The following is a 19,904-nucleotide window of genomic DNA, read 5'->3' as shown; positions in this document are numbered from 1 at the left end:
CTGCCGGTCTTTCCCGCAGCTCCGTGGCTGCGAGGAGGATCGGCGCCCACCCGCGCCTAAATGGCGGAACCGACCGTGGCGATTATATGGAAGCCGCGATGACGGTCGCATGAAGCTGGTCCGAAGCTCGCGTGTCGCAGGGCAACAACATTGATTCCATTTGTTTTTTTATGTTTGGCAATTGTGGACATATCCACAGCCCCTTAATTTCTGTGGAAGTGCCGAAGGGCCCGGGGCGAAACTGCCACGTGCCACGCTCGTAATTGTGAAGTGCCCTGGATCGCCCGGATTCTCTCCATGATCGTGATGTCAGTCGTGACGGCGCTGGTCCTGCTGGCGCTGGTCACGCAAGCCGGTGTCGTCGCCGTGCAGCGCGCCTTTCCGCCGCAGGGCCGCATGATCGAGGTCGACGGCGCAGTGCTTCACGTCGTCGACATCGGCCCGCACGAGGCTGGCCTGCCGATCGTGATGCTGCATGGCGCGAGCTCCAATCTCGAAGCGATGCGGCGTCCGCTCGGCGATCTGCTCGCGAAAAACCATCGCGTCATCCTGGTCGACCGTCCCGGCCACGGCTGGAGCACGCGCGCGCGGCGGCAGGATTCGACGCCGCAGGTTCAGGCGCGGATGATCGACGAGGCGCTTCAAAAGCTCGGAATCGAGCGCGCGGTCTTCGTCGTGCATTCCTGGAGCGGCGCGCTCGGCGCGCGGATCGCACTCGATCATCCGGCCCGTGTCGCCGGCCTCGTGATGCTGGCGCCCGTCACCCATCCCTGGCGCGGCGGCGTCGGGCGCTACAACGAGATCATCGCAACGCCGGTGATCGGCCCGCTGCTCGCCTACACCATCACGCTGCCGCTCGGCTATTTCGTCACTGAGTCCGGCGCGCGCAACGTGTTCTTGCCGCAAGTTATGCCGGATGGTTTCGTGCAGGATTCCGCGACGCCGCTATTGCTGCGCCCGCGCGAATTCGTCGCCAATGCCTATGATCTGGTGACGCTGAAGGAGTCGGTCGCCGCGCAAGTCGCGCGCTATGGCGAGATCAAGGCGCCGGTCACGATCATCGCGGGCGAGCCCGACAAGACTGTGAAAACCGAGATCCACGCGCGCCCCTTCGCAGCATTGGTGCCGAACGCCAAGCTGATCGTGCTGCCTGATCTCGGCCACATGGTGCAGAACGCCGTGCCGGATTTGGTGAAGGCGGAGATCGAGACGATGATCGGAAACATCGTCCCGGCGCAGGCCGTCGCCGATTAAAGCGTTTTCGAGCGAAGGGGATACCGGTTCGCGTGAAGAAACCTGCCAAAACAAAAAGCCGGAGCTTCGGTTCTGATTCGATCAGAACCGAAGCTCCGGCGGTCGCCGTTCGCGCGCTTACTGCTTGATCTTCCCGTCCTTGTCGTACTGCGCGATGAAGGTCCAGAGATTGTTGATCTCGGTCTCGTTCTTGATGCCCGCGAATGCCATCTTGGTGCCGGGGATCTTGGCCTTGGGGTCCTTGATGTATTCCTTGAAGGTCGCTTCGTCCCAGGTGATGCCGGAATTCTTGTTCGCATCCGAATAGCTGTAGTCCGGCGCGGTTCCCGATTTGCGGCCGTTGAGGCCGTTGAGCTCGGGGCCGACCTTGTTCTTGGCGCCTTCGCCGATGGCGTGGCACGCCAGGCACTTGTTGAACGACGTCTTGCCTGCAGCGGCGTCCTGCGCCATCGCTTTGGAAGATATGGCAGTGGACGCTGCGGCCGTCATGGCGAGGGCAACCAGCGCGCCGAAAGTCAGTTTTGTCATAAGGGTGCTCTTCGTCTCTTCCCGGGTCAGATGGAGGGTCGTGGTTTTGGCAGGTCCGATGCAGGTGGACAAGCCGCGAAACTTTGACAGGTTTCCTGATAGCCGACTTGCCCCAGAGAGAACTTGCGCTGCAACAAAGCAATGCGACCTTCGGAGGACCCTACCCAAAGAGGGCAAGACATGATTGATTTGGCGGGACAATTTCCTCCATCGGACGAAGGCTTCGTAATATGGCCATCATGATGCCCGCGAGCGACCAGAAAGTGCTGGCGCGTCGCAGCGAGATCGTCGCCGCCTTGCGCGCGATCGTGCCAGGCGAAGGCGTGATCGACAGTGCCGCCGAGATGCGGGCCTATGAATCCGACGGCCTGACCGCCTATCGGCAGCCGCCGATGGTCGTGGTGCTGCCCGACACGACCGAGCAGGTCTCGCTCGTCCTGAAATATTGTGCCGAGCACGGTATCAAGGTGGTGCCGCGCGGCTCCGGCACGTCGCTATCAGGCGGCGCGCTGCCGCTTGAAGACGGCGTGCTGCTCGGCCTCGGCAAGTTCAAGCGCATCCGCGAGATCGATTTCGACAACCGCGTCGTCGTCACCGAGCCTGGCGTCACCAATCTCGCCATCAGCCAGGCGGTCGCGCATGCCGGCTTCTATTACGCACCCGATCCGTCGTCGCAGATCGCCTGCTCGATCGGCGGCAACGTCGCGGAGAATTCCGGCGGCGTGCACTGCCTGAAATACGGCATGACCACCAACAACGTGCTCGGTTGCGAGATTGTCCTGATGAGCGGTGAGATCCTGCGCATCGGCGGCAAGGGGTGCGAGAACGCCGGCTACGATCTGATGGGCGTCATCACCGGCTCCGAAGGCCTGCTCGGCGTCATCACCGAGATCACGGTGCGCATCCTGCAAAAGCCGGAAACGGCGCGCGCGCTGATGGTCGGCTTTGCGCAGGTCGAGGCCGCCGGCGAATGCGTGGCGCGCATCATCGGCGCCGGCATCATTCCCGGCGGCATGGAAATGATGGACAGGCCCGCGATCCACGCCGCCGAAGCTTTCGTCCATGCCGGCTATCCGCTCGATGTCGAAGCGCTGCTGATCATCGAGCTCGACGGTCCGAAGATCGAGGTCGACGAGCTGATCACGCGGGTCGAGAGCATCGCAAGGGGCTGCGGCTCGGTGACGCTGCAGATCTCCAATTCGGAGGCCGAGCGCAACCTGTTCTGGGCGGGCCGCAAAGCCGCATTCCCCGCCGTCGGCCGCATCTCGCCCGATTATCTCTGCATGGACGGCACCATTCCGCGCGGCGCGCTGCCCAAGGCGCTGGCGCGCATCCGCGAGCTCTCGGAAAAATACCAGCTCGGCTGCGCCAACGTGTTCCACGCCGGCGACGGCAATCTGCACCCGCTGATCCTCTACGATGCCAACAAGCCCGGCGAGATCGAGCGCGCCGAGGCGTTCGGCGCCGACATCCTGCGCGCCTGCGTCGAATTCGGCGGCGTGCTCACCGGGGAGCACGGTGTCGGCATCGAGAAACGCGATCTCATGGGCGACATGTTTACCGAGATCGACCTCAACCAGCAGCAGCGCCTGAAATGCGCCTTCGACGCGCAGGGCCTGCTCAATCCCGGAAAAGTGTTCCCGACCCTGCACCGCTGCGCCGAGCTCGGCCGCATGCATGTCCATGCGGGGAAGCTGGCGTTTCCGGACATTCCGCGGTTCTAGGCGCTCGTGAAAGGAAGGGCCCGCGGTGCGGGCCCTTCTCCGCGAGCCTCACAGCAGCCCGTATTGCGCCCGCTCGCGCTTCGCCAATAGCGGCAGCGCCTGTCCGGCGATGTAGCTCTTGAAATGCGCGCTCTCCTGATGCGCCTTGAAAGCGGCCTCGTCGCGGAACAGCTCGTAGAACAGGAATTGGGCCGGATTGTCCTTCGCCCGCGAGATCAGGAACAGCTTGACGCCGTCCTCGCGCTGCGCCTCCGGCAGGAAACGGTCGAGGATCCCTGCGACCGTGTCGGCCTCGCCGGGCTTCGCCTCCCATTGCGCGACGACCAGCAGGCCGCCGCCGTCGACGGCGTCACTGAGAGATTTCTGCGTGGCATAGTGGTTCATGGTCCTTCCTCCTTGCTGCTGGGCTTGAGATGACGCCGCCGTCCATGGCGAGAGGTAGATCGCCAGCACGGCACCGAAGGCGCGGACGACCGACCTGCGGCTGAACGCTTCGTTGGCGCGCGGCACCAGCCGCTCATCTGTCGATCGCTTCATGTCTGCCTCCATCGGTTGATCGCGACTGCGATCGGCGCAGATTCGTAGCGATGGCCCGCCGGCTTTGGTTCGCCGATGATCGAAGTGTCGATGTCGTGAACGTATCGATGATGATCGAAGCGTCGATGTTGGCGTCCGGCAGGATTCCAATCGCGCGGCGGTGGCCGCTGGCGTCACGCCGCATTTGATTTTGGCGGCGAATTTCGCTACCGCCTTTTCCCGTGGATACGCTCAGGGTCAGAGACGCCAAAGACGTCGAAGAGGTGGTGCGCGCGGCGATTGCCAACGAGCAGCCGCTCGAGATCATCGGCCATGGCTCCAAGCGCAGCATCGGCCACGCCATGGCGACCAACGCCGTGCTCGACGTCTCCGCGCTGAATGCCGTCACCTCCTACGAGCCCAACGAATTGATCGTGACGCTCCAGGCCGGCGCGCCGCTGGCCGACGTGCTGTCGCTGATCGATGCCAAGAACCAGCAATTCGCCTTCGAGCCGATGAACACCGCTCCGCTGCTCGGCACGCCGGTATCAGGCACCATCGGCGGCATGATTGCGGCCGGGCTCGCCGGGCCGCGGCGCATCCGGGCGGGCGGGGCGCGCGATCACCTGCTCGGCGCGCATGCCGTTTCCGGTTTCGGTGACAGCTTCAAGACCGGCGGCAAGGTGGTGAAGAACGTCACCGGCTACGACCTCTGCAAGCTGCTCGCGGGGTCCTGGGGCACGCTGTCGGTGATGACCGAGGTCACGCTCAAGGTGATGCCGAAGCCCGAGGCCGAGCGGACGCTGCTGCTGCGCGGGTTAGATGATGCCGCCGCCAACAAGGCGATGACCGCGGCGCTGGGCTCGCCCTTTGACGTCTCCGGTGCCGCGCACCTGCCGAAATCGGCGTTTCGGGCCAGGACCGACGGGCTTGGCGACATTGCAGGCGAGGGCGAGGCGCTGACCGCACTGCGGCTCGAGGGCATCACCGCCTCCGCCGCCCACCGCGCCGGCTCGCTGCGTGAACTGCTGGCGCCCTTCGGAACCGCAACCCTGATCGAGGACGCGGCGTCGTCCGCGCTATGGGCCACGCTGCGCGACGTCCTGCCGTTTGCGGCCGGCGGCGCGCTGGGCGCTTGGCCGGTCTGGCGGATCGTTTGCCCGCCCGCATCGGGTGCGGCGCTCGGGACGCGATTGGCGCGCGAGACCGGCGGCGACGTGATCTATGATTGGGGCGGCGGATTGATCTGGGCCGCATTGCCGCCGAAGGGCGACGCGCATGCCCCGGTCGTGCGTGCGTGCGCGAATGCGGTTGGGGGGCACGCCACGCTGATCCGGGCGGCCGAGGACGTCAGGCGCGATGTCGATGTGTTCCATCCGCAGGCGCCCGGCATCGCGGCCCTGAGCGAGCGGGTGCGCGCCAGTTTCGATCCGAAGACGATCTTGAACCGGGGACGGTTGACGCGGGGCGCTGCGGCATCATGAAGACCGAATTCTCACTCGCGCAGCTCGCCGACCCCGATATCGCGGAAGCCGACAAGATCCTGCGCGCCTGTGTCCATTGCGGCTTCTGCACTGCAACCTGTCCGACCTATGTGCTGCTCGGCGACGAGCTCGATAGCCCCCGCGGCCGCATCTATCTGATCAAGGAGATGCTGGAGAAGGACCAGACCCCGACGGCGGAGGTGGTCAAGCATGTCGACCGCTGCCTGTCGTGCCTGGCCTGCATGACGACCTGCCCCTCCGGGGTGAATTACATGCACCTCGTCGATCAGGCCCGGGTCAGGATCGAGCAGCGTTATCAGCGGCCGCTGGCCGAGCGGCTGTTGCGCCAGGTTCTGGCCTTTGTCCTGCCGGACCCGCAGCGCTTTCGCTGGAGCATGGTGCTGGCGCGGCTGGCCCGTCCGCTCGCCGTGTTCCTGCCGACGCCGCGGCCCTCGGCGACGCCCGGCCTGATCCAGCGCATCAAGGCGATGCTGGCGCTGGCGCCGAGCCGGCTGCCGTCACCGGGGCCGCTCCCGGGCAGCGTGTTCGCAGCCCTCGGCAAGAAGCGCGGCCGGGTCGCGCTGCTCCAGGGCTGTGCCCAGCAGGTGCTGGCGCCGCGCATCAACCAGGCCGCCATCAGCCTGCTCACTCGCCACGGCATCGAGGTCGTCCTGGTCAGGGACGAGCAGTGCTGCGGCGCGCTGACCCATCACCTCGGCAACGACCACGATGCATTGGCGCGGGCGCGTGCCAACGTCACGGCGTGGAGCGCCGAGGCGGCAGGCGAGGGGCTCGATGCCATCCTGGTGACGACCTCCGGCTGCGGCACGGTCATCAAGGACTATGGCTATCTGCTGCGCGAGGACGCTGCGTTTGCCGCCGATGCTGCGAAGGTGTCCGCGCTCGCCAAGGACATCACCGAGTACGTCGCCGGCCTCAGCCTCGCGACGACCGAGAGAGGCGACAACATCGTCGTCGCCTATCACTCCGCATGTTCGTTGCAGCACGGACAGAAAATCACGGGGCTTCCGAAAGAATTGCTTTCCAAGAATGGATTCGTGGTGAAAGATGTACCCGAGAGCCATTTGTGTTGCGGCTCGGCGGGGACCTACAACATTCTCCAGCCCGAGCTTGCGGGCCGGTTGCGCGATCGCAAGGTCGCCAACATCGCAAGCGTCAAGCCGGACATGATTGCCGCGGGCAATATCGGCTGCATGGTGCAGATTGCCAGTGGCACGTCAGTTCCGGTCGTACACACGATTGAGCTTCTCGATTGGGCTACGGGCGGGTCGCGGCCGGCACTGAACGCGTCGAGCTGAGCTTTCCTCCCGAGGTGACGACTGAAGGCGCCCGATCGACCATTGTTCGGCGGCAACAGGAGGACCACGATGGCGAAAGCGAAGAAGAAGAAAAGCAAGAAGGCCAAAAAGGCCAAGAAGGCTGTAGCGGCGAAGAAGTCTGCCAAGAAGGCGACGAAGAAGAAGGCCGCCAAGAAGTCCGCGAAGAAATCTGCCAAGAAATCTGCAAAGAAGGCCGCCCCGAAGAAAGCTGCCAAGAAGACGGCAAAGAAGGCGGCAGCCAAGAAGGCTGCACCGAAGAAGGCCGCCAAGAAGGCTGCAAAGAAAGCGGCACCGAAGAAGGCGAAGGCAGCTCCCGCGCCGAAGCCGTCAGCGCCGGCGGCAGCTCCGGCTCCCGAGCCTGTCGCCGAGACAAGCTGGGCGATGCCTTCGTCTTCTGCGGAACCGACGCCGGCCGAGGGGCAGGGCTAGGCTGAAGGCCGGGTCCAATGCCCCGGCCATGATCGAACACCGGGAAGGCCGCAGCGGCGACGCTGCGGCCTTTTTGCATCGCCCTGTGAAAGGCGGGTGCTGCCGATTCTTTGGGGAAGGTTGATTCGTTGCGTCGGCACCACGGAGCCAAAGGCATCCGTACTTGCACGGCCCCCTTATGCACTCTGGCGTGCAAATGATGTGGTCGAGAAGCCACACAGGCCCACAACCTTTCCTGGAAACGTTAAAACGCCTAAAAAGTCGGCAGATGCCCGCGCTTTTTGCTTCACCGTTCGCATCCCTCGCTCCAGATTGTCGCAGTAACGCAATTTTGCAGATTGGTCGCATGCCCCGGGGGGCTTCCGGGTGCCGACTGGTAAGTAAGAACGGGTAGATGGGGATCGAAATGAAAAAAGTGGCTTTGTTGGCAACGGCGCTGGCAATGGTGACGACGGGTTCGGCTTTTGCAGCGGACATGGCAGTGAAGGCCAAGAAGGCCCCGCCGGTGGTTGCTTTCGATCCCTGGGATATCGCCTTCGGCGGCGCGATCATGAGCGACTACATCTTCCGCGGTATCACCCAGTCGAACCACAAGCCGTCGGTCGCGGCCTATTTCGAGCCGCGCTACAACGTCACCAAGGACCTGCAGCTCTATGTCGGCGTGGCCGGTGAGAGCATTTCCTTCCCGAACCGCGCGGCGGCCGAGATCGACGTCTACGGCGGTATCCGCCCGACCTTCGGCGCGTTCGCCTTCGACATCGGCGTGTGGGGCTACCTGTATCCGGGCGGCACCTGCTACTTCGGCGGCACCGGCATCGACAACGCCGGCGTCTTCCAGGGCGCCGAGTGCGCCGAGAAGGCCCTGCTCAACACCAACGTGATCAAGAAGGACCTGAGCTTCTTCGAAGTCTACGGCAAGTTCACCTACACCGTGAACGACAACTGGTCGTTCGGCCTGAACGAATACTACACCCCGAGCTATCTGAACTCGGGCGCCTGGGGCAACTACACCTCGATCGTCGGCAAGTATACCGCGCCCAGCACGGTGTTCGGCTCGAGCGGCGTCGGCATGTATGTGTCGGGTGAGTTCGGTCGTCAGTGGCTCGGCACCTCCGACAGCTTCTACGGCGTGCCGGCCTTCCCGAACGGCATCAAATATGCCGACTACAACACCTGGAACATCGGCATCGGCTTCACCTACAAGGTCATGACGCTGGATCTGCGCTACTCGGATACGGACCTGTCGAAGGGTGACTGTAACGCCTTCACCAGCGACTGGTCGGCTCGCGGCAACCTGAGCGCCTCGACCGGCACCTTCGTGACGCCGATCAATCCGTCGGGCGTCGGCTCCAACTGGTGCGGCGCGGCCGGCATCGCCAAGCTGTCGTTCGACCTGACGGCGATGACCAACCTGAAGTAAGTTTCTTCTCGGGACTACTCACGAGGGCGGCAGGGCAACCTGCCGCCCTTTTGCTTTGCGTCGTACTTCTGTGGGAGCGCTCGGCCTGCATGGTTCGAGACGCGCCGGAAGGCGGCGCTCCTCACCAAGAGGGTCTAGAGCATGATCCGGAAAAGTGCGCAGCGGTTTTCCGAAAAGATCATGCTCAAACAGTAACCTAAAGCGCGATGACGATTCATCGCAATCTCATCGGGCTTTAGGATCTTGCCGCGAGGACAGACCTCATCCTGATGGCCCGCCGGAGGCGGGCGTCTCGAAGGATGGCTGCAAAGAAGGTCCTGTCGAGGTCACGGTGGCCTCCGGCCTGGTTGTGCCGCCTCAGCGCGCGGCGGTCGGCTCCGTCTCGGCCAGCGTGCCGGCGGCGTTGCCGAGGACGTGGATCTTGCCGTCCTGCACCATCGCCACCTTGCGAGTGTGGAAGACGTCGAGCGTCGAGCGGTGGCCGATCGAGACGATGGTGGCCTGCGGCAGCTTCTCCGCCAGCAGCCGGTACAGCCGCGCCTCGGACGGCTCGTCCAGCGACGCCGTGGCCTCGTCCAGGAAGAGATAGTCGGGGGCATGCAGCAGGGCGCGGGCGAGCCCGAGGCGCTGCTGCTCGCCCAGCGACAGCGTCCGGTTCCAGTGACCGTCCTCGTCGAGCCGTCCGGCGAGGTTGGGCAGCCCGACCGCGAGCACGGCTTCGCTGATTTGGACGGATGTGAACGCCCCTCCTGGGGCCGGGTAGATGATGGCGTCGCCGAGGCGCCCGATCGGGAAATAGGGGCGCTGCGGCAGCATCATCAGCTTGGCTTTCTCGGGTACCGCCACGGCGCCCTTTCCGAATGGCCATATGCCGGCGATGGCGCGGAATAGCGTCGATTTGCCCGCACCGGAGGGGCCGGTCACCAGCACGCGCTCGGAGGCGCGAAGGTGGAAGCCGTCGGCTGCGACCAGCGGCTCCCCGTTCGGCAGACTGACGAGGAGTTGGCGCAATTCGATCTCGCGCGCGGGTGCCTGCGTGATCCGGATCGAGGCCGGATCGATGGCAAGCGTCTCCGCGCTTCTGATCGACGATTCGAACCCGTCGAGACGCGCGACCACAGCCCGCCACTCCGCCATGGTGCGATAGACCGAGACGAAGAAAGATAGAGCGTCCTGCACCTTGCCGAACGCTTCCGAGATCTGGATCAGCGCGCCGAGCTGAATCTTGTCGGCGAGATAGGCAGGCGTGACGAGCGCGAAAGGAAACACCACTGCGGCCTGGGAGTAGCTTTGCGTGAAGGCGGTCAGCCGCTTGGTCCGGCTCATGATGCCGTACCAATTGCCGACCACGCGACTGAATCGCTCGGACAGCCGCTCACGCTCGGCGCTCTCGCCCTTGAGGAGGGCGATCTGTTCGGAATTTTCGCGCACGCGCACCAGATTGTAGCGGAAATCGGCCTCGAGGCGCTGCTGATGGAAATCCAGATTGACCAGCGGGGAGCCGATCCACTGCGTGAAAGCTGTGCCGAAAATGGCGTAGATCAGTGCAGCCCACACCAGATATCCGGGAATCGCGATCTCGCTGCCGGACAGCAGGAGCGGCGCCGCCGCCGACAAGCCCCACAGGATGATGACGAAAGACGCCAGCGTCACGATCGAGCTCAGCAGCCCGACGCCGATTCCCAGCGTCTGGCTGACGAACAGCTTGACGTCGTCGCTCGTGCGCTGATCGGGGTTGTCGGCCGCATCACCGGCGAGTTGCATGCGATAGTGGTTCGCGTCGTGCATCCAGCTGGAGAGGTATTGGTTCGTCATCCAGTTGCGCCAGCGGATCTGGAGCCATTGGTTGAGATAGAGCTGGTAGACGCCGAGCGCGACGCTGACGGTCGCCAGTACGCAGAACACCAGCATCTCGCGTTTGAAGCCGTCCCAGTTCTTGTCTTGCAGCGCGTTGTAAAAACGGCTGCGCCATTGGTTGAGCAGCACATCGTTTCCGACCAGGGCCAACTCGATCGCGATGACGGCGCCGAGCAGGCCGCGGCCGGCCCATTTGTCCTCGGATCGGAAATACGGGATGGCGATTCGCCAGACGGTCGCGAGCGTGGCGCGGATGTTCTTCACAGAGCTCTGTCTCCTCGAGGGGATGTGCACAAATGCCCTGAGCCAAAGACTTGAGGCAATGGCGGAAACGGGCGCGCTTAGACTAAAGTCGCAAGTTCTGCAAATTGCGTTGGATTGTCGCAGCCTGCAACCCTAGCATGGGCGCGATGGCGCGGGGCGGGGTGCCCCGGGATTTCGCGAGCTTGTGAGCGGAGGGGAACCGCCGCATTCGCGAGGAATTCGCGTCCAATTCGGGGTTATCGCTTCCAGCGAAAAGCAGGCTCGGCTCTCCACGCGGGCCGTCTGCCGCAAACATGCGTGGGGAGGAAGACCATGTGGAATCAAGTCTATGATCCGCTGAACAGCCCGGTGCTGTCGACGATCGCGGCGGCCGTGCCCGTCGTCACGCTGCTGGTCCTGATCGCGAGCGGCCGCGTTCAGGCTCACATCGCGGCCGTCATCGCCGTGATCGTGACCAACCTGATCACCATTCGGGTGTTTGGCATGCCCACGGGCATGTCGATCCGCGCTTCGGTGCTGGGCATCGTCACCGGCTTCTTCCCGATCGGCTGGATCGTCCTCAACGTCATCTTCCTCTACCAGGTGACGGTGAGCACCGGGCGCTTCGAATTGCTCAAGCGCGCCATCGGCGGCGTCACCGAGGACCGGCGGCTGCAGCTGCTGCTGATCGCGTTCTCGTTCGGCGCGTTCTTCGAGGGCGCCTCGGGCTTCGGCACGCCGGTCGCGATCACCGGCGCCGTGCTGATCGGCCTCGGCTTCTCGCCGCTCGCAGCTTCCGGCCTGTCGCTGATCGCCAACACCGCGCCGGTCGCCTATGGCGCGCTCGGCACGCCGATCCAGGGCCTTGCCTCGGTCACCGGGCTCGATCCCTACATCCTCGGCGCGATGGTCGGCCGGCAATTGCCGTTCTTCTCGCTGATCGTCCCCTTCTGGGTGGTGTGGGCCTTCGCGGGCTGGCGGGGCATGAAGGACGTCTGGCCGGCCATCCTCGTCACCGGCGTGTCGTTCGCGGTCCCGCAATTCGTGATCTCGAACTTCATCAATCCGTGGATCGTCGACATCGGGGCGTCGCTGATCTCGATGGGGGCGCTGATCCTGTTCCTGAAGGTGTGGCAGCCGAAGCAGCTCTGGTTGTCGCCGGAGCTGCGCGGGCACGATGAATCGGCGGCGACCATGGCGCCGGCGAAGCCGCTCGACAAAACCCCGCTCACGCAAGCGGAGCTCTGGAGCGCGCTGCTGCCGTGGATCATCGTCTGCATCGTGATGCTGATCTGGGGCAATGGTGCGTTCAAGACTTGGGCGAACTCGATCTTCGTCTGGAACTATCCTGTGCCCGAGCTGCACCAGATGATCAACAAGATGCCGCCGGTGGCGCCGGCGCCGACCAAGGAAGCCGCGGTGTTCGGCTTCACCTATCTCTCGTTCACCGGCACCGGCATGCTGATCGCGGCGATCATCTCGGGCTTCCTGATGGGCGTCGGTCCCGGACGGTTACTGACCGAGTACGGCCGCACCATCCGCCTGTGCGCGATCTCGCTGATCACGATCTCGGCGATGCTCGCGATCGGCACGCTGACGCGGCTGTCCGGCGTCGACGCCACGCTCGGTCTCGCCTTCGCCGCGACCGGCGTGCTCTATCCCTTCTTCGGCACGCTGCTCGGCTGGCTGGGTGTGGCGCTGACGGGATCGGATACGTCGTCGAACATCCTGTTCGGCAACCTCCAGAAGATCACCTCCGAGCAGCTCGGCCTGTCGCCGATCCTGATGGCTGCTGCGAACTCCTCCGGCGGCGTGATGGGCAAAATGATCGACGCGCAGTCGATCGTGGTCGCCTCCACCGCCACCAACTGGTACGGCCACGAGGGCACCATCCTGCGCTTCGTGTTCTGGCACTCGATCGTGCTGGCCTGTCTGGTCGGTGTGCTCGTGACGTTGCAGGCCTATGTCTGGCCGTTCACGGCAATGGTCCTGAAGTAGCAATCGGCGTCTCGCTTCGACGCAAATCCCCGCGAGGTTCGCCCCCGCGGGGATTTTTGCATCCTGCGCAGGCGAACCTTCTCAATGACGCCGCCGTCTTATAGAAGGTGCGGCAAATCAGGTCGGTCGAGAGGTGTCATGGTTTCGCTCAGGCAGATGGTGTGCGCTGTGGTTGCAATGCTCGCGATGTCCACGCTCGCGCGCGCCGAGGAGGGTTTTCCGTTCGGCACCGAGATGACGCTGGAGGCGTTGCCGCAAGCAGGCTCGAAGCGGATTCCGAACATCGAGATCGGCGACAATGGCGAGGTCGTGCTCGAGCTCTGGTGCAAGGGCGGCAAGGGCCAGTTCTCGGTCGCCGGCAACACAGTGATCTTCGTCCCCGGCCAGATCCAGGACCGGTCCTGTCCGCCGGCCAGGGCCCAGGCCGACGATGAGCTGGTCGCAGCGCTCGGCAGCATCGAGACCTGGAAACGCCAGGGCGACGTGCTGACGCTGATCGGCCCCAAGCCGCTGCGCTTTCGCGTGAACGGGAATTGACCGTCAGGTCATTCCGGGGCGCGCGAAGCGCGAACCCGGAATCTCGAGATTCCGGGTTCGACGCTGACGCGTCGCCCCGGAATGACTACGCCTACTTCCACACCGACTTGTCCGCGTCCCAGCGCTGGCCCTTCAACTCCTTGGCGAGCGCCTCGACCGAGCCGTTGTCGTCGGGCAGATCGCCTTCCTCGTCGGCCGAAGCGTCGTCCGAGAGGTTGAGCTTGGCACCGCTGCTCTCGTCGCTGGTCGTGGTCGCGGGGCTGCCGATCCAGAGCATCAGCTTGTCGGTGCTGCCCGGCTTGTCGGGCGAGACGAGCCCTGCGACCTCGATCGTGTCGGTGAGCTCGAGCGCCGGATGATCCTGGTTCGGCCGCTTGAACACCAGCTTGAGCTTGCCGGTCGCCGGGTTGAAGCTTTGCGACACCGGCTTTGCCGCGAGCGTCCTGCTCAGCACGCCGGCAACGGCGGCCGCGAGCTTGTCGCGGTTGATCTTGTCGCCGTCGCGCCAGTCGGCGGCGGGGAAACGGATGGTGCGGTCCATCTCGGTCATGCCCGCGGTCCAGCCTGCCGCGGTGACGCCCGGCATCGCCTTGAATTTTGCCAGCAGCGCGGCTGCTCGCTCCGGGTCGACCGACATGTTGATGGTCTGCTCGCCGGCGCGCAGCGCGTCGCAGCCGACATTGAGGCTCGCCAGCGTCACCTCGACCGCCTGGCCCTTCAGGCTCTTCAGGAACTCGGTCGCCGCGTCCAGCTTGACCTTCACCGCGATCGCCTCGGGCGAGACGTCGGTGAAATCCTTCGGCTGCGACGTGATGCCGTCATCGGAGGTCTGGTTGTCCTGAAACTCCCTCTCGCTGAGATCGGAATTGTCGGGCGAGGTGACCTCGGTCACGGCCTGGCCGATGCTGATCTGGCCGCGGAATTCGAACGTGTCTCCGCTCTGCTTGCGCTGCAGCTTGACGCTGACGGGCGACTTCTCACTGATGCTCTGCGTCGTGCCGGTCAGCGTCTGGCCGGCGACCTGGAGATTGACGACGAAGCGGTCCTTGCGCTCGGAATTCTTCGCGACGGGGTAACAGACGTCGAGCACGGCCGCGGTGACCGTCTTGCCCTGCCGCGTCTCCTTCAGGATCACGTCGGCATTGCCGTCCATCAGCCCGTCGATCGAGGTGAAATAGCGCGTCTCGGTTCCGCCCGGCGCCGTGGCCTTGGGCGACAATTTCATCTGGGCGGAGGCGACTTCGGGCGAGACGGCGAGCAGAGCCGCCAGAAGGGCAGTCGAACAAACCAGGAGCGCGCGCATCGACGAAATCCTCGGGCAGTGGGGCATGATCCGGAAAAGTGTGAAGCGGTTTTCCGAGCGGATCATGCCCAAACAATCAGAATCGGCGCCACCGTAGTGGGTTTTGGCCGCCGGTTGAATCGGAAAAGCTTGGGGCAACGTCGGCAAAAAGAAGGCCGCCCGGAGGCGGCCTTCGTTGGTGGTGTAAGATCAGGATGGGCTCAGAAGCCGCCCATGCCGCCGCCGGCGGGCATCGCGGGCGGAGCGTCCTTCTTCGGCAGCTCGGCGACCATGGCTTCGGTGGTCACCAAGAGGCCGGCCACGGAGGAAGCGTCCTGCAGCGCGGTGCGCACCACCTTGGCGGGGTCGATGATGCCCTTCTCGACCATGTCGACATAGTCCTCGTTCTGGGCGTCGAAGCCGAAGGTCTCGGACTTGTTCTCCAGGATCTTGCCGACCACGATCGAGCCTTCCACGCCGGCGTTCTCGGAGATCTGGCGGATCGGGGCTTCCAGCGCCTTCAGCACGATGTTGATGCCGGCCTGGACGTCGTCATTGGCGTTGGACAGACGGCCCACCGCCTTCTTGGCGCGCAGCAGCGCGACGCCGCCGCCGGGGACGATGCCTTCCTGCACCGCGGCGCGGGTGGCGTTGAGCGCGTCCTCGACGCGGTCCTTCTTCTCCTTGACCTCGATCTCGGTGGCGCCGCCGACGCGGATCACCGCGACGCCGCCGGCGAGCTTGGCGAGGCGCTCCTGCAGCTTCTCGCGGTCGTAGTCCGAGGTGGTCTCCTCGATCTGCGCCTTGATCTGGCCGACGCGGGCCTCGATGTCGGGCTTCTTGCCGGCGCCGTTGACGATCGTGGTGTTCTCCTTGTCGATCACCACCTTCTTGGCGCGGCCGAGCATCTTCACCGTGACGTTCTCGAGCTTGATGCCGAGCTCCTCGGAGATCAGCTGGCCGCCGGTGAGGATCGCGATGTCCTCGAGCATGGCCTTGCGGCGGTCACCGAAGCCCGGCGCCTTCACGGCGGCAACCTTGAGGCCGCCGCGCAGGCGGTTGACGACCAGGGTGGCCAGCGCCTCGCCCTCGACGTCCTCGGCGATGATGACGAGCGGCTTGCCCGACTGCACCACGGCTTCGAGCACCGGCAGCATGGCCTGCAGGCCCGACAGCTTCTTCTCGTGCAGGAGGATGTAGGCGTCCTCGAGCTCGGCGGTCATCTTCTCGGCGTTGGTGACGAAGTAGGGGCTGAGATAGCCGCGATCGAACTTCATGCCCTCGACGATGTCGACCTCGGTGTCGAGCGACTTGTTCTCCTCGACGGTGATGACGCCCTCGTTGCCGACCTTCTGCATCGCCTGGGCGATCATCTTGCCGATGGCGGCATCGCCGTTGGCCGAGATGGTGCCGACCTGGGCGACCTCGGAGGAGGCGGCAACCGGCTTGGCGCGCTTCTCGATGTCCTTGACGACCGCGGCCACCGCGGTGTCGATGCCGCGCTTGAGGTCCATCGGGTTCATGCCGGCGGCAACCGCCTTGGCGCCTTCGCGCACGATGGCCTGGGCCAGCACGGTCGCGGTGGTGGTGCCGTCGCCGGCGAGGTCGTTGGTCTTGGAGGCGACCTCACGCACCATCTGGGCGCCCATGTTCTCGAACTTGTCCTCGAGCTCGATCTCCTTGGCGACGGTGACGCCGTCCTTGGTGATGCGGGGCGCGCCGAAGCTCTTCTCGATGACGACGTTGCGGCCCTTCGGGCCGAGCGTCACCTTGACGGCGTTGGCGAGAATGTCGACGCCGCGCAGCATGCGATCGCGCGCGTCTCCGGAAAACTTGACGTCTTTGGCAGCCATGGTCTGCAATCCCTCGTGTTTCGTAATGTGTCTTGTTTGGTGCTGTGCGGCGGAATGATGGATGCCCGGACCTCCGCGATCCGGGCATGACATTCAGCGGCCGTTCAGGCGGATGGCCTTAGGCCAGAACGCCCATGATGTCCGACTCCTTCATGATCAGGAGCTCTTCGTTGTCGATCTTGACCTCGGTGCCCGACCACTTGCCGAACAGCACGCGGTCGCCGACCTTGAGGTCGATCGGAATCAGCTTGCCCGTCTCGTCGCGGCCGCCCGGGCCGACGGCGACAATCTCGCCCTGGGACGGCTTTTCCTTGGCGGTGTCCGGAATGATAATGCCGCCCTTGGTCTTTTCCTCGGCGTCGATACGTTTGACCACGACACGGTCATGCAGCGGACGAAATTTGGATTTAGCCATGACGTTTCCCTTTGGAGGCTCGCTTCGGAAGTAAGTGGAAGTGGGTGGGGCGGCGCTGCCATTCCCCCTCGTCCCGAGGATCGAACGGCGCGCTTAGCAATCGGGCTTTCCGAGTGCTAATAGTGCGCCCGGGAATATGGCTTGGCCGCGATCCTGTCAAGCAAAGGTGGTTAAGCGATTGGTGAGGCGGATATAGGATGGTGGCATTGGAAACTTGTTCGGGGCGCCGGCGTGTCAAAGGACGTCATTGCTCCGGCAGCGGTTTTGCGCTTGGCTGCGGGAGGGGTGCGGCCATGGTCTTGTTCGGGGGAATGCCATGATCAGTTCAGCTCGCGCGCGCACGGTTGCCAATCTGGCGGCCGCTTCTGGCTTGGCGCTGCTGCTTGGCGCCTGCGGCGGCGGTATGAGCCTGCCGTCCTTCTCATCGTCGCCGCCGCCGCCCGAGGCGGAGCCCGGCGTCGCTCCGGAAATGCCGGCGACCATCCGCGCCGACGAGATCGTCGGCCGCTGGGGTCTTGCCTCGTTCCAGAACCCGGCCGACCGCGCCCGCACCGAGGCCGCGGCGAGGTCCCAGTGCAAGAATCCTTACGTGATCACCGCCGGCTCCTCCGGCGGCGTGATCATGCATCTGGCCGACCAGGCGACGCCGCAGGAGCTGCGGCTGAAGGGCTCGCCCAGCGGCAAGAACTATATCGGGCCGGCGGGTCCGACCCCTGGCGACCAGGACCGCGAGATCGTCTCCTTCGACGGCCGTGTCCTGATCACCCGCTTCATCGACAAGGACGCCGCCACCCGCTACGGCAACATGGTCTACGTCCGCTGCGCGCCGAGGGCGTGATTTTCTGATTGTCGTTCCGGGGCGGTCCGCAGGACCGAACCCGGAACCTCGAGATTCTCAGGTGCGCAAGTGCGCACCATAGTTCACGCTTCGCGTGCCCCGGAATGACAATGTGAGTCCCAAAACAAAAACGCCGGCCTCAAGGGCCGGCGTTTTGCTGTTTCCTATGCCGCGTCCGCTCAGTCGAACAGCGCGTCGATGTCGTCCTGCGAGGCGTGGCCGACGTCGCCGGCGAGCTTGGGGCCGTTGAGGAGCTTCTCGTCCTCGCTGCGCTGGTCGACCGGCGCCGGCACATGGGCCTTGATCGCGTCGACGCCGCCCCAGATCTCCATCATCGCATTGATGTGCTGCTCGATGAACTTCATCGTGCTCATGACCTTGCTGATGCGCTGGCCGGTCAGGTCCTGGAAGTTGCAGGCTTCGAAAATCGAGATGACGCGTTCCTGGATGTCGTCGGCGAGCCGCTTCTGCTGGTCGGCCGAGTCCACCTTGGACATCGCGCTGGCGGCCTGGTCGATCGACTCGGCCGCTTCGAGGATCTGCTGGGTCGCCTGCTCGGTGCCGCCGACCACCGCGCCGAGCTCGCCATTGACCTTGGCCATCTCGCCGCCGTCGAAGCTCTTGCCGTGCAGGGTCGCGATCTCGCGCTTGGTGCGGTCGATGGCGTCGTGGATGAGGTCGAGCTCGACCTTCAGCTTCTCGCACTGCTCGATCTGCGCCCGGTAGGTCTCGAGCATGGTGCGCGCTTCGGACAGCTCATGCGCCGTCGACGCGTCGATCGCCGCCATCGCGGCGCTGCCGGACAGCGGGGCAGCCGTGATGCCCTTCGCCATCTGGGCGCGGATCGCGCGCAACTCGGCCATGATCTCGCTGTGCATCGGCCCTGCCTCTTCAGTTACGTCTAGAATGGGCATCTCGCCACCGGCGATATCCTCGACACGAAAACGTTTGCGGTGAACAGCCATCAGGACACTCCCCCCACCTCACTCACGCGTCTTTTTAGGCAGAAGCGATTTAACACGAAGTTCACAGCAGGAACTGTCGTTGCGGCTGTGCGCGACGGCGCGCAAAGAAGCGATTAACCATCACCGCACCGCGTTCATCGAAAATAAACGCTGATCGCCAAATTGCGGGCCCGCTCGCGACGTGGTGAATCGAAACGCCGCTTCTGTTTACCAAACAAAACGGCTTTTGCTTTTTATTGACCACGTCGCGGGCGCGGATCAGCCATCAGCCCTGCACGACGCATGTGATCTAGACGAAACAGTACAGAGTACGTCGATGTTCAAGAAAATGTCTGTCGCGCTGCTCGGCAGCGCTTGCACCTTCATTGCCGGCACCAGCGGCGCCGGCGCCTTCGACAACACGGTGCCGAACGATCCGCCCGCGGTGATCTATCAGCCGCGCGTGCCGCCGGCGCCGGTACGCGTCGCCTCCAATGCGAACATGGGCGGCGGCTTCATCGAGTTTCTGTTCGGCGACGGTCCGGGCCGCGGCCCCGCCTATGCGCCGGAGCGCCCGGTATATCAGCAGCAGCCCGGCTACTACGATCAGCGCCGCCTGCCGCCGATGGGCGAGCCGCAGATGCAAGGTGGATATCAGCAAGGCGCAAGTCTGCAGCAGGAGATGGTCGACCCGCGGCAGCGCCCGTTCGATCCGAGATTCGAGAAACAGCTTGTTGACTATAGCGGCAAGGAAGGCGCCGGCACGATCGTGGTCGATACGCCCAACAAGTTCCTCTATCTCGTCGAGGGCAACGGCAAGGCGATGCGCTACGGCATCGGCGTCGGGCGTCCCGGCTTCACCTGGTCGGGCGTGAAGTCGATCACGGCCAAGCGCGAATGGCCGGACTGGACCCCGCCCGCGGAAATGATCGCGCGCCGGCCCGATCTGCCCCGCCACATGGAAGGCGGCCCGGAAAATCCGCTCGGCGCGCGTGCGATGTATCTCGGCTCCACGCTCTACCGCATCCACGGCTCCAACGAGCCCTGGACCATCGGCACCAACGTCTCCTCCGGCTGCATCCGCATGCGCAACGAGGACGTCATCGACCTCTACGGCCGCGTCAATGTCGGCACCAAGGTCGTGGTGATGTAGCCAAGCGCTCGCTGCTCACCCTCTCTCCTTGCAAGGGGAGAAGGGAAGGGGCCAGCGCCAGACGATTCAAATGAAAACGGCCGCCTCCT

General features: G+C 64.5%; 17 protein-coding genes. 10 read left to right on the top strand and 7 right to left on the bottom strand.

All coding sequences use genetic code 11. The annotated features are described in order from the left end of the window. Window positions 1–297 precede the first annotated feature (297 nt). Window positions 298–1,254 carry an alpha/beta fold hydrolase gene (locus XH79_RS28655; RefSeq protein WP_271583767.1) on the top strand — a complete coding sequence of 319 codons (957 nt, stop codon included), beginning with the start codon at window positions 298–300 and terminating at the stop codon, window positions 1,252–1,254. Between the two features lie 117 nt (window positions 1,255–1,371). On the opposite strand, the gene cycA is transcribed toward XH79_RS28655, so the two are convergent. Then, window positions 1,372–1,782: a cytochrome c-550 CycA gene (cycA, locus tag XH79_RS28650; protein WP_212341942.1), complete on the bottom strand. Its 411-nt coding sequence runs from the start codon at window positions 1,780–1,782 to the stop codon at window positions 1,372–1,374. Between the two features lie 230 nt (window positions 1,783–2,012). Between cycA and XH79_RS28645 the strand changes: the two genes are divergently transcribed. Next, window positions 2,013–3,506: an FAD-linked oxidase C-terminal domain-containing protein gene (locus tag XH79_RS28645; protein ID WP_271583766.1), complete on the top strand. Its 1,494-nt coding sequence runs from the start codon at window positions 2,013–2,015 to the stop codon at window positions 3,504–3,506. A 48-nt stretch (window positions 3,507–3,554) separates the two neighbouring features. Here XH79_RS28645 and XH79_RS28640 read toward each other — a convergent pair whose 3' ends face one another. Then, entirely contained in the window at window positions 3,555–4,043 is a 489-nt protein-coding gene (locus XH79_RS28640) for a putative quinol monooxygenase (RefSeq protein WP_245003734.1), read from the bottom strand. A 221-nt stretch (window positions 4,044–4,264) separates the two neighbouring features. Between XH79_RS28640 and XH79_RS28635 the strand changes: the two genes are divergently transcribed. The 4 genes from XH79_RS28635 (at window position 4,265) to XH79_RS28620 (ending at window position 8,695) form a co-directional block, all read left to right on the top strand. Continuing rightward, the gene (locus XH79_RS28635) at window positions 4,265–5,506 is read left to right on the top strand and encodes an FAD-binding protein (RefSeq protein ID WP_212341938.1); all 1,242 of its coding nucleotides are present in this window, start codon (window positions 4,265–4,267) and stop codon (window positions 5,504–5,506) included. Continuing rightward, on the top strand, window positions 5,503–6,825 hold the full coding sequence (glcF, locus tag XH79_RS28630; protein WP_271583765.1) for a glycolate oxidase subunit GlcF: 1,323 nt from the start codon (window positions 5,503–5,505) through the stop codon (window positions 6,823–6,825). The genes XH79_RS28635 and glcF overlap by 4 nt, the downstream gene beginning before the upstream one ends. Window positions 6,826–6,894: 69 nt before the next feature. Next, entirely contained in the window at window positions 6,895–7,275 is a 381-nt protein-coding gene (locus tag XH79_RS28625) for a histone (RefSeq protein WP_271583764.1), read from the top strand. Window positions 7,276–7,681: 406 nt separating this feature from the next. Next, window positions 7,682–8,695 (top strand): TorF family putative porin, encoded by a 1,014-nt coding sequence (locus XH79_RS28620; RefSeq protein ID WP_212341932.1) that lies wholly within the window; start codon window positions 7,682–7,684, stop codon window positions 8,693–8,695. Between the two features lie 357 nt (window positions 8,696–9,052). Here XH79_RS28620 and XH79_RS28615 read toward each other — a convergent pair whose 3' ends face one another. Beyond that, the gene (locus XH79_RS28615) at window positions 9,053–10,816 is read right to left on the bottom strand and encodes an ABC transporter ATP-binding protein/permease (RefSeq protein ID WP_271583763.1); all 1,764 of its coding nucleotides are present in this window, start codon (window positions 10,814–10,816) and stop codon (window positions 9,053–9,055) included. Window positions 10,817–11,128: 312 nt separating this feature from the next. Here XH79_RS28615 and XH79_RS28610 point away from each other — a divergent pair, with 312 nt between their 5' ends. Then, entirely contained in the window at window positions 11,129–12,793 is a 1,665-nt protein-coding gene (locus tag XH79_RS28610; protein ID WP_271583762.1) for an L-lactate permease, read from the top strand. A 138-nt stretch (window positions 12,794–12,931) separates the two neighbouring features. Then, a complete protein-coding gene (locus XH79_RS28605; protein ID WP_212341928.1) occupies window positions 12,932–13,330 on the top strand; it encodes an META domain-containing protein in 399 nt (132 codons plus the stop codon). Between the two features lie 91 nt (window positions 13,331–13,421). Here XH79_RS28605 and XH79_RS28600 read toward each other — a convergent pair whose 3' ends face one another. The 3 genes from XH79_RS28600 to XH79_RS28590 form a co-directional block, all read right to left on the bottom strand. After that, window positions 13,422–14,633: a hypothetical protein gene (locus XH79_RS28600; RefSeq protein WP_271583761.1), complete on the bottom strand. Its 1,212-nt coding sequence runs from the start codon at window positions 14,631–14,633 to the stop codon at window positions 13,422–13,424. Between the two features lie 200 nt (window positions 14,634–14,833). Next, window positions 14,834–16,465: a chaperonin GroEL gene (gene groL, locus XH79_RS28595; RefSeq protein ID WP_212341926.1), complete on the bottom strand. Its 1,632-nt coding sequence runs from the start codon at window positions 16,463–16,465 to the stop codon at window positions 14,834–14,836. Between the two features lie 118 nt (window positions 16,466–16,583). Continuing rightward, entirely contained in the window at window positions 16,584–16,880 is a 297-nt protein-coding gene (locus XH79_RS28590) for a co-chaperone GroES (RefSeq protein WP_008544107.1), read from the bottom strand. Between the two features lie 316 nt (window positions 16,881–17,196). On the opposite strand from XH79_RS28590, the gene XH79_RS28585 reads away from it, so the two are divergent. Beyond that, on the top strand, window positions 17,197–17,718 hold the full coding sequence (locus XH79_RS28585) for a hypothetical protein (RefSeq protein ID WP_212341925.1): 522 nt from the start codon (window positions 17,197–17,199) through the stop codon (window positions 17,716–17,718). A gap of 179 nt (window positions 17,719–17,897) precedes the next feature. On the opposite strand, the gene XH79_RS28580 is transcribed toward XH79_RS28585, so the two are convergent. Beyond that, on the bottom strand, window positions 17,898–18,683 hold the full coding sequence (locus tag XH79_RS28580) for a protein phosphatase CheZ (protein ID WP_212341924.1): 786 nt from the start codon (window positions 18,681–18,683) through the stop codon (window positions 17,898–17,900). A 316-nt stretch (window positions 18,684–18,999) separates the two neighbouring features. On the opposite strand from XH79_RS28580, the gene XH79_RS28575 reads away from it, so the two are divergent. Then, window positions 19,000–19,815: a L,D-transpeptidase gene (locus tag XH79_RS28575; RefSeq protein ID WP_212341923.1), complete on the top strand. Its 816-nt coding sequence runs from the start codon at window positions 19,000–19,002 to the stop codon at window positions 19,813–19,815. Window positions 19,816–19,904: the final 89 nt, after the last annotated feature.

This window comes from Bradyrhizobium sp. CCBAU 45389 (assembly GCF_028128625.1).
In the GTDB taxonomy this organism is placed as follows: Bacteria; Pseudomonadota; Alphaproteobacteria; order Rhizobiales; family Xanthobacteraceae; genus Bradyrhizobium; species Bradyrhizobium liaoningense_B.
This window is presented reverse-complemented; position numbering and strand designations above follow the sequence as displayed.

What these genes read in the sequence shown, in the direction of transcription:
- XH79_RS28645 (WP_271583766.1), top strand. Translation starts at nt 2,013, where the DNA reads ATGGCCATCATGATGCCCGCGAGCGACCAGAAAGTGCTGGCGCGTCGC.
- XH79_RS28620 (WP_212341932.1), top strand. Translation starts at nt 7,682, where the DNA reads ATGAAAAAAGTGGCTTTGTTGGCAACGGCGCTGGCAATGGTGACGACG.
- XH79_RS28580 (WP_212341924.1), bottom strand. Translation starts at nt 18,683, where the DNA reads ATGGCTGTTCACCGCAAACGTTTTCGTGTCGAGGATATCGCCGGTGGC.
- XH79_RS28655 (WP_271583767.1), top strand. Translation starts at nt 298, where the DNA reads ATGATCGTGATGTCAGTCGTGACGGCGCTGGTCCTGCTGGCGCTGGTC.
- XH79_RS28625 (WP_271583764.1), top strand. Translation starts at nt 6,895, where the DNA reads ATGGCGAAAGCGAAGAAGAAGAAAAGCAAGAAGGCCAAAAAGGCCAAG.
- XH79_RS28590 (WP_008544107.1), bottom strand. Translation starts at nt 16,880, where the DNA reads ATGGCTAAATCCAAATTTCGTCCGCTGCATGACCGTGTCGTGGTCAAA.
- XH79_RS28610 (WP_271583762.1), top strand. Translation starts at nt 11,129, where the DNA reads ATGTGGAATCAAGTCTATGATCCGCTGAACAGCCCGGTGCTGTCGACG.
- groL (WP_212341926.1), bottom strand. Translation starts at nt 16,465, where the DNA reads ATGGCTGCCAAAGACGTCAAGTTTTCCGGAGACGCGCGCGATCGCATG.
- XH79_RS28600 (WP_271583761.1), bottom strand. Translation starts at nt 14,633, where the DNA reads ATGCGCGCGCTCCTGGTTTGTTCGACTGCCCTTCTGGCGGCTCTGCTC.
- cycA (WP_212341942.1), bottom strand. Translation starts at nt 1,782, where the DNA reads ATGACAAAACTGACTTTCGGCGCGCTGGTTGCCCTCGCCATGACGGCC.
- XH79_RS28585 (WP_212341925.1), top strand. Translation starts at nt 17,197, where the DNA reads ATGATCAGTTCAGCTCGCGCGCGCACGGTTGCCAATCTGGCGGCCGCT.
- XH79_RS28605 (WP_212341928.1), top strand. Translation starts at nt 12,932, where the DNA reads ATGGTTTCGCTCAGGCAGATGGTGTGCGCTGTGGTTGCAATGCTCGCG.
- XH79_RS28575 (WP_212341923.1), top strand. Translation starts at nt 19,000, where the DNA reads ATGTTCAAGAAAATGTCTGTCGCGCTGCTCGGCAGCGCTTGCACCTTC.
- glcF (WP_271583765.1), top strand. Translation starts at nt 5,503, where the DNA reads ATGAAGACCGAATTCTCACTCGCGCAGCTCGCCGACCCCGATATCGCG.
- XH79_RS28640 (WP_245003734.1), bottom strand. Translation starts at nt 4,043, where the DNA reads ATGAAGCGATCGACAGATGAGCGGCTGGTGCCGCGCGCCAACGAAGCG.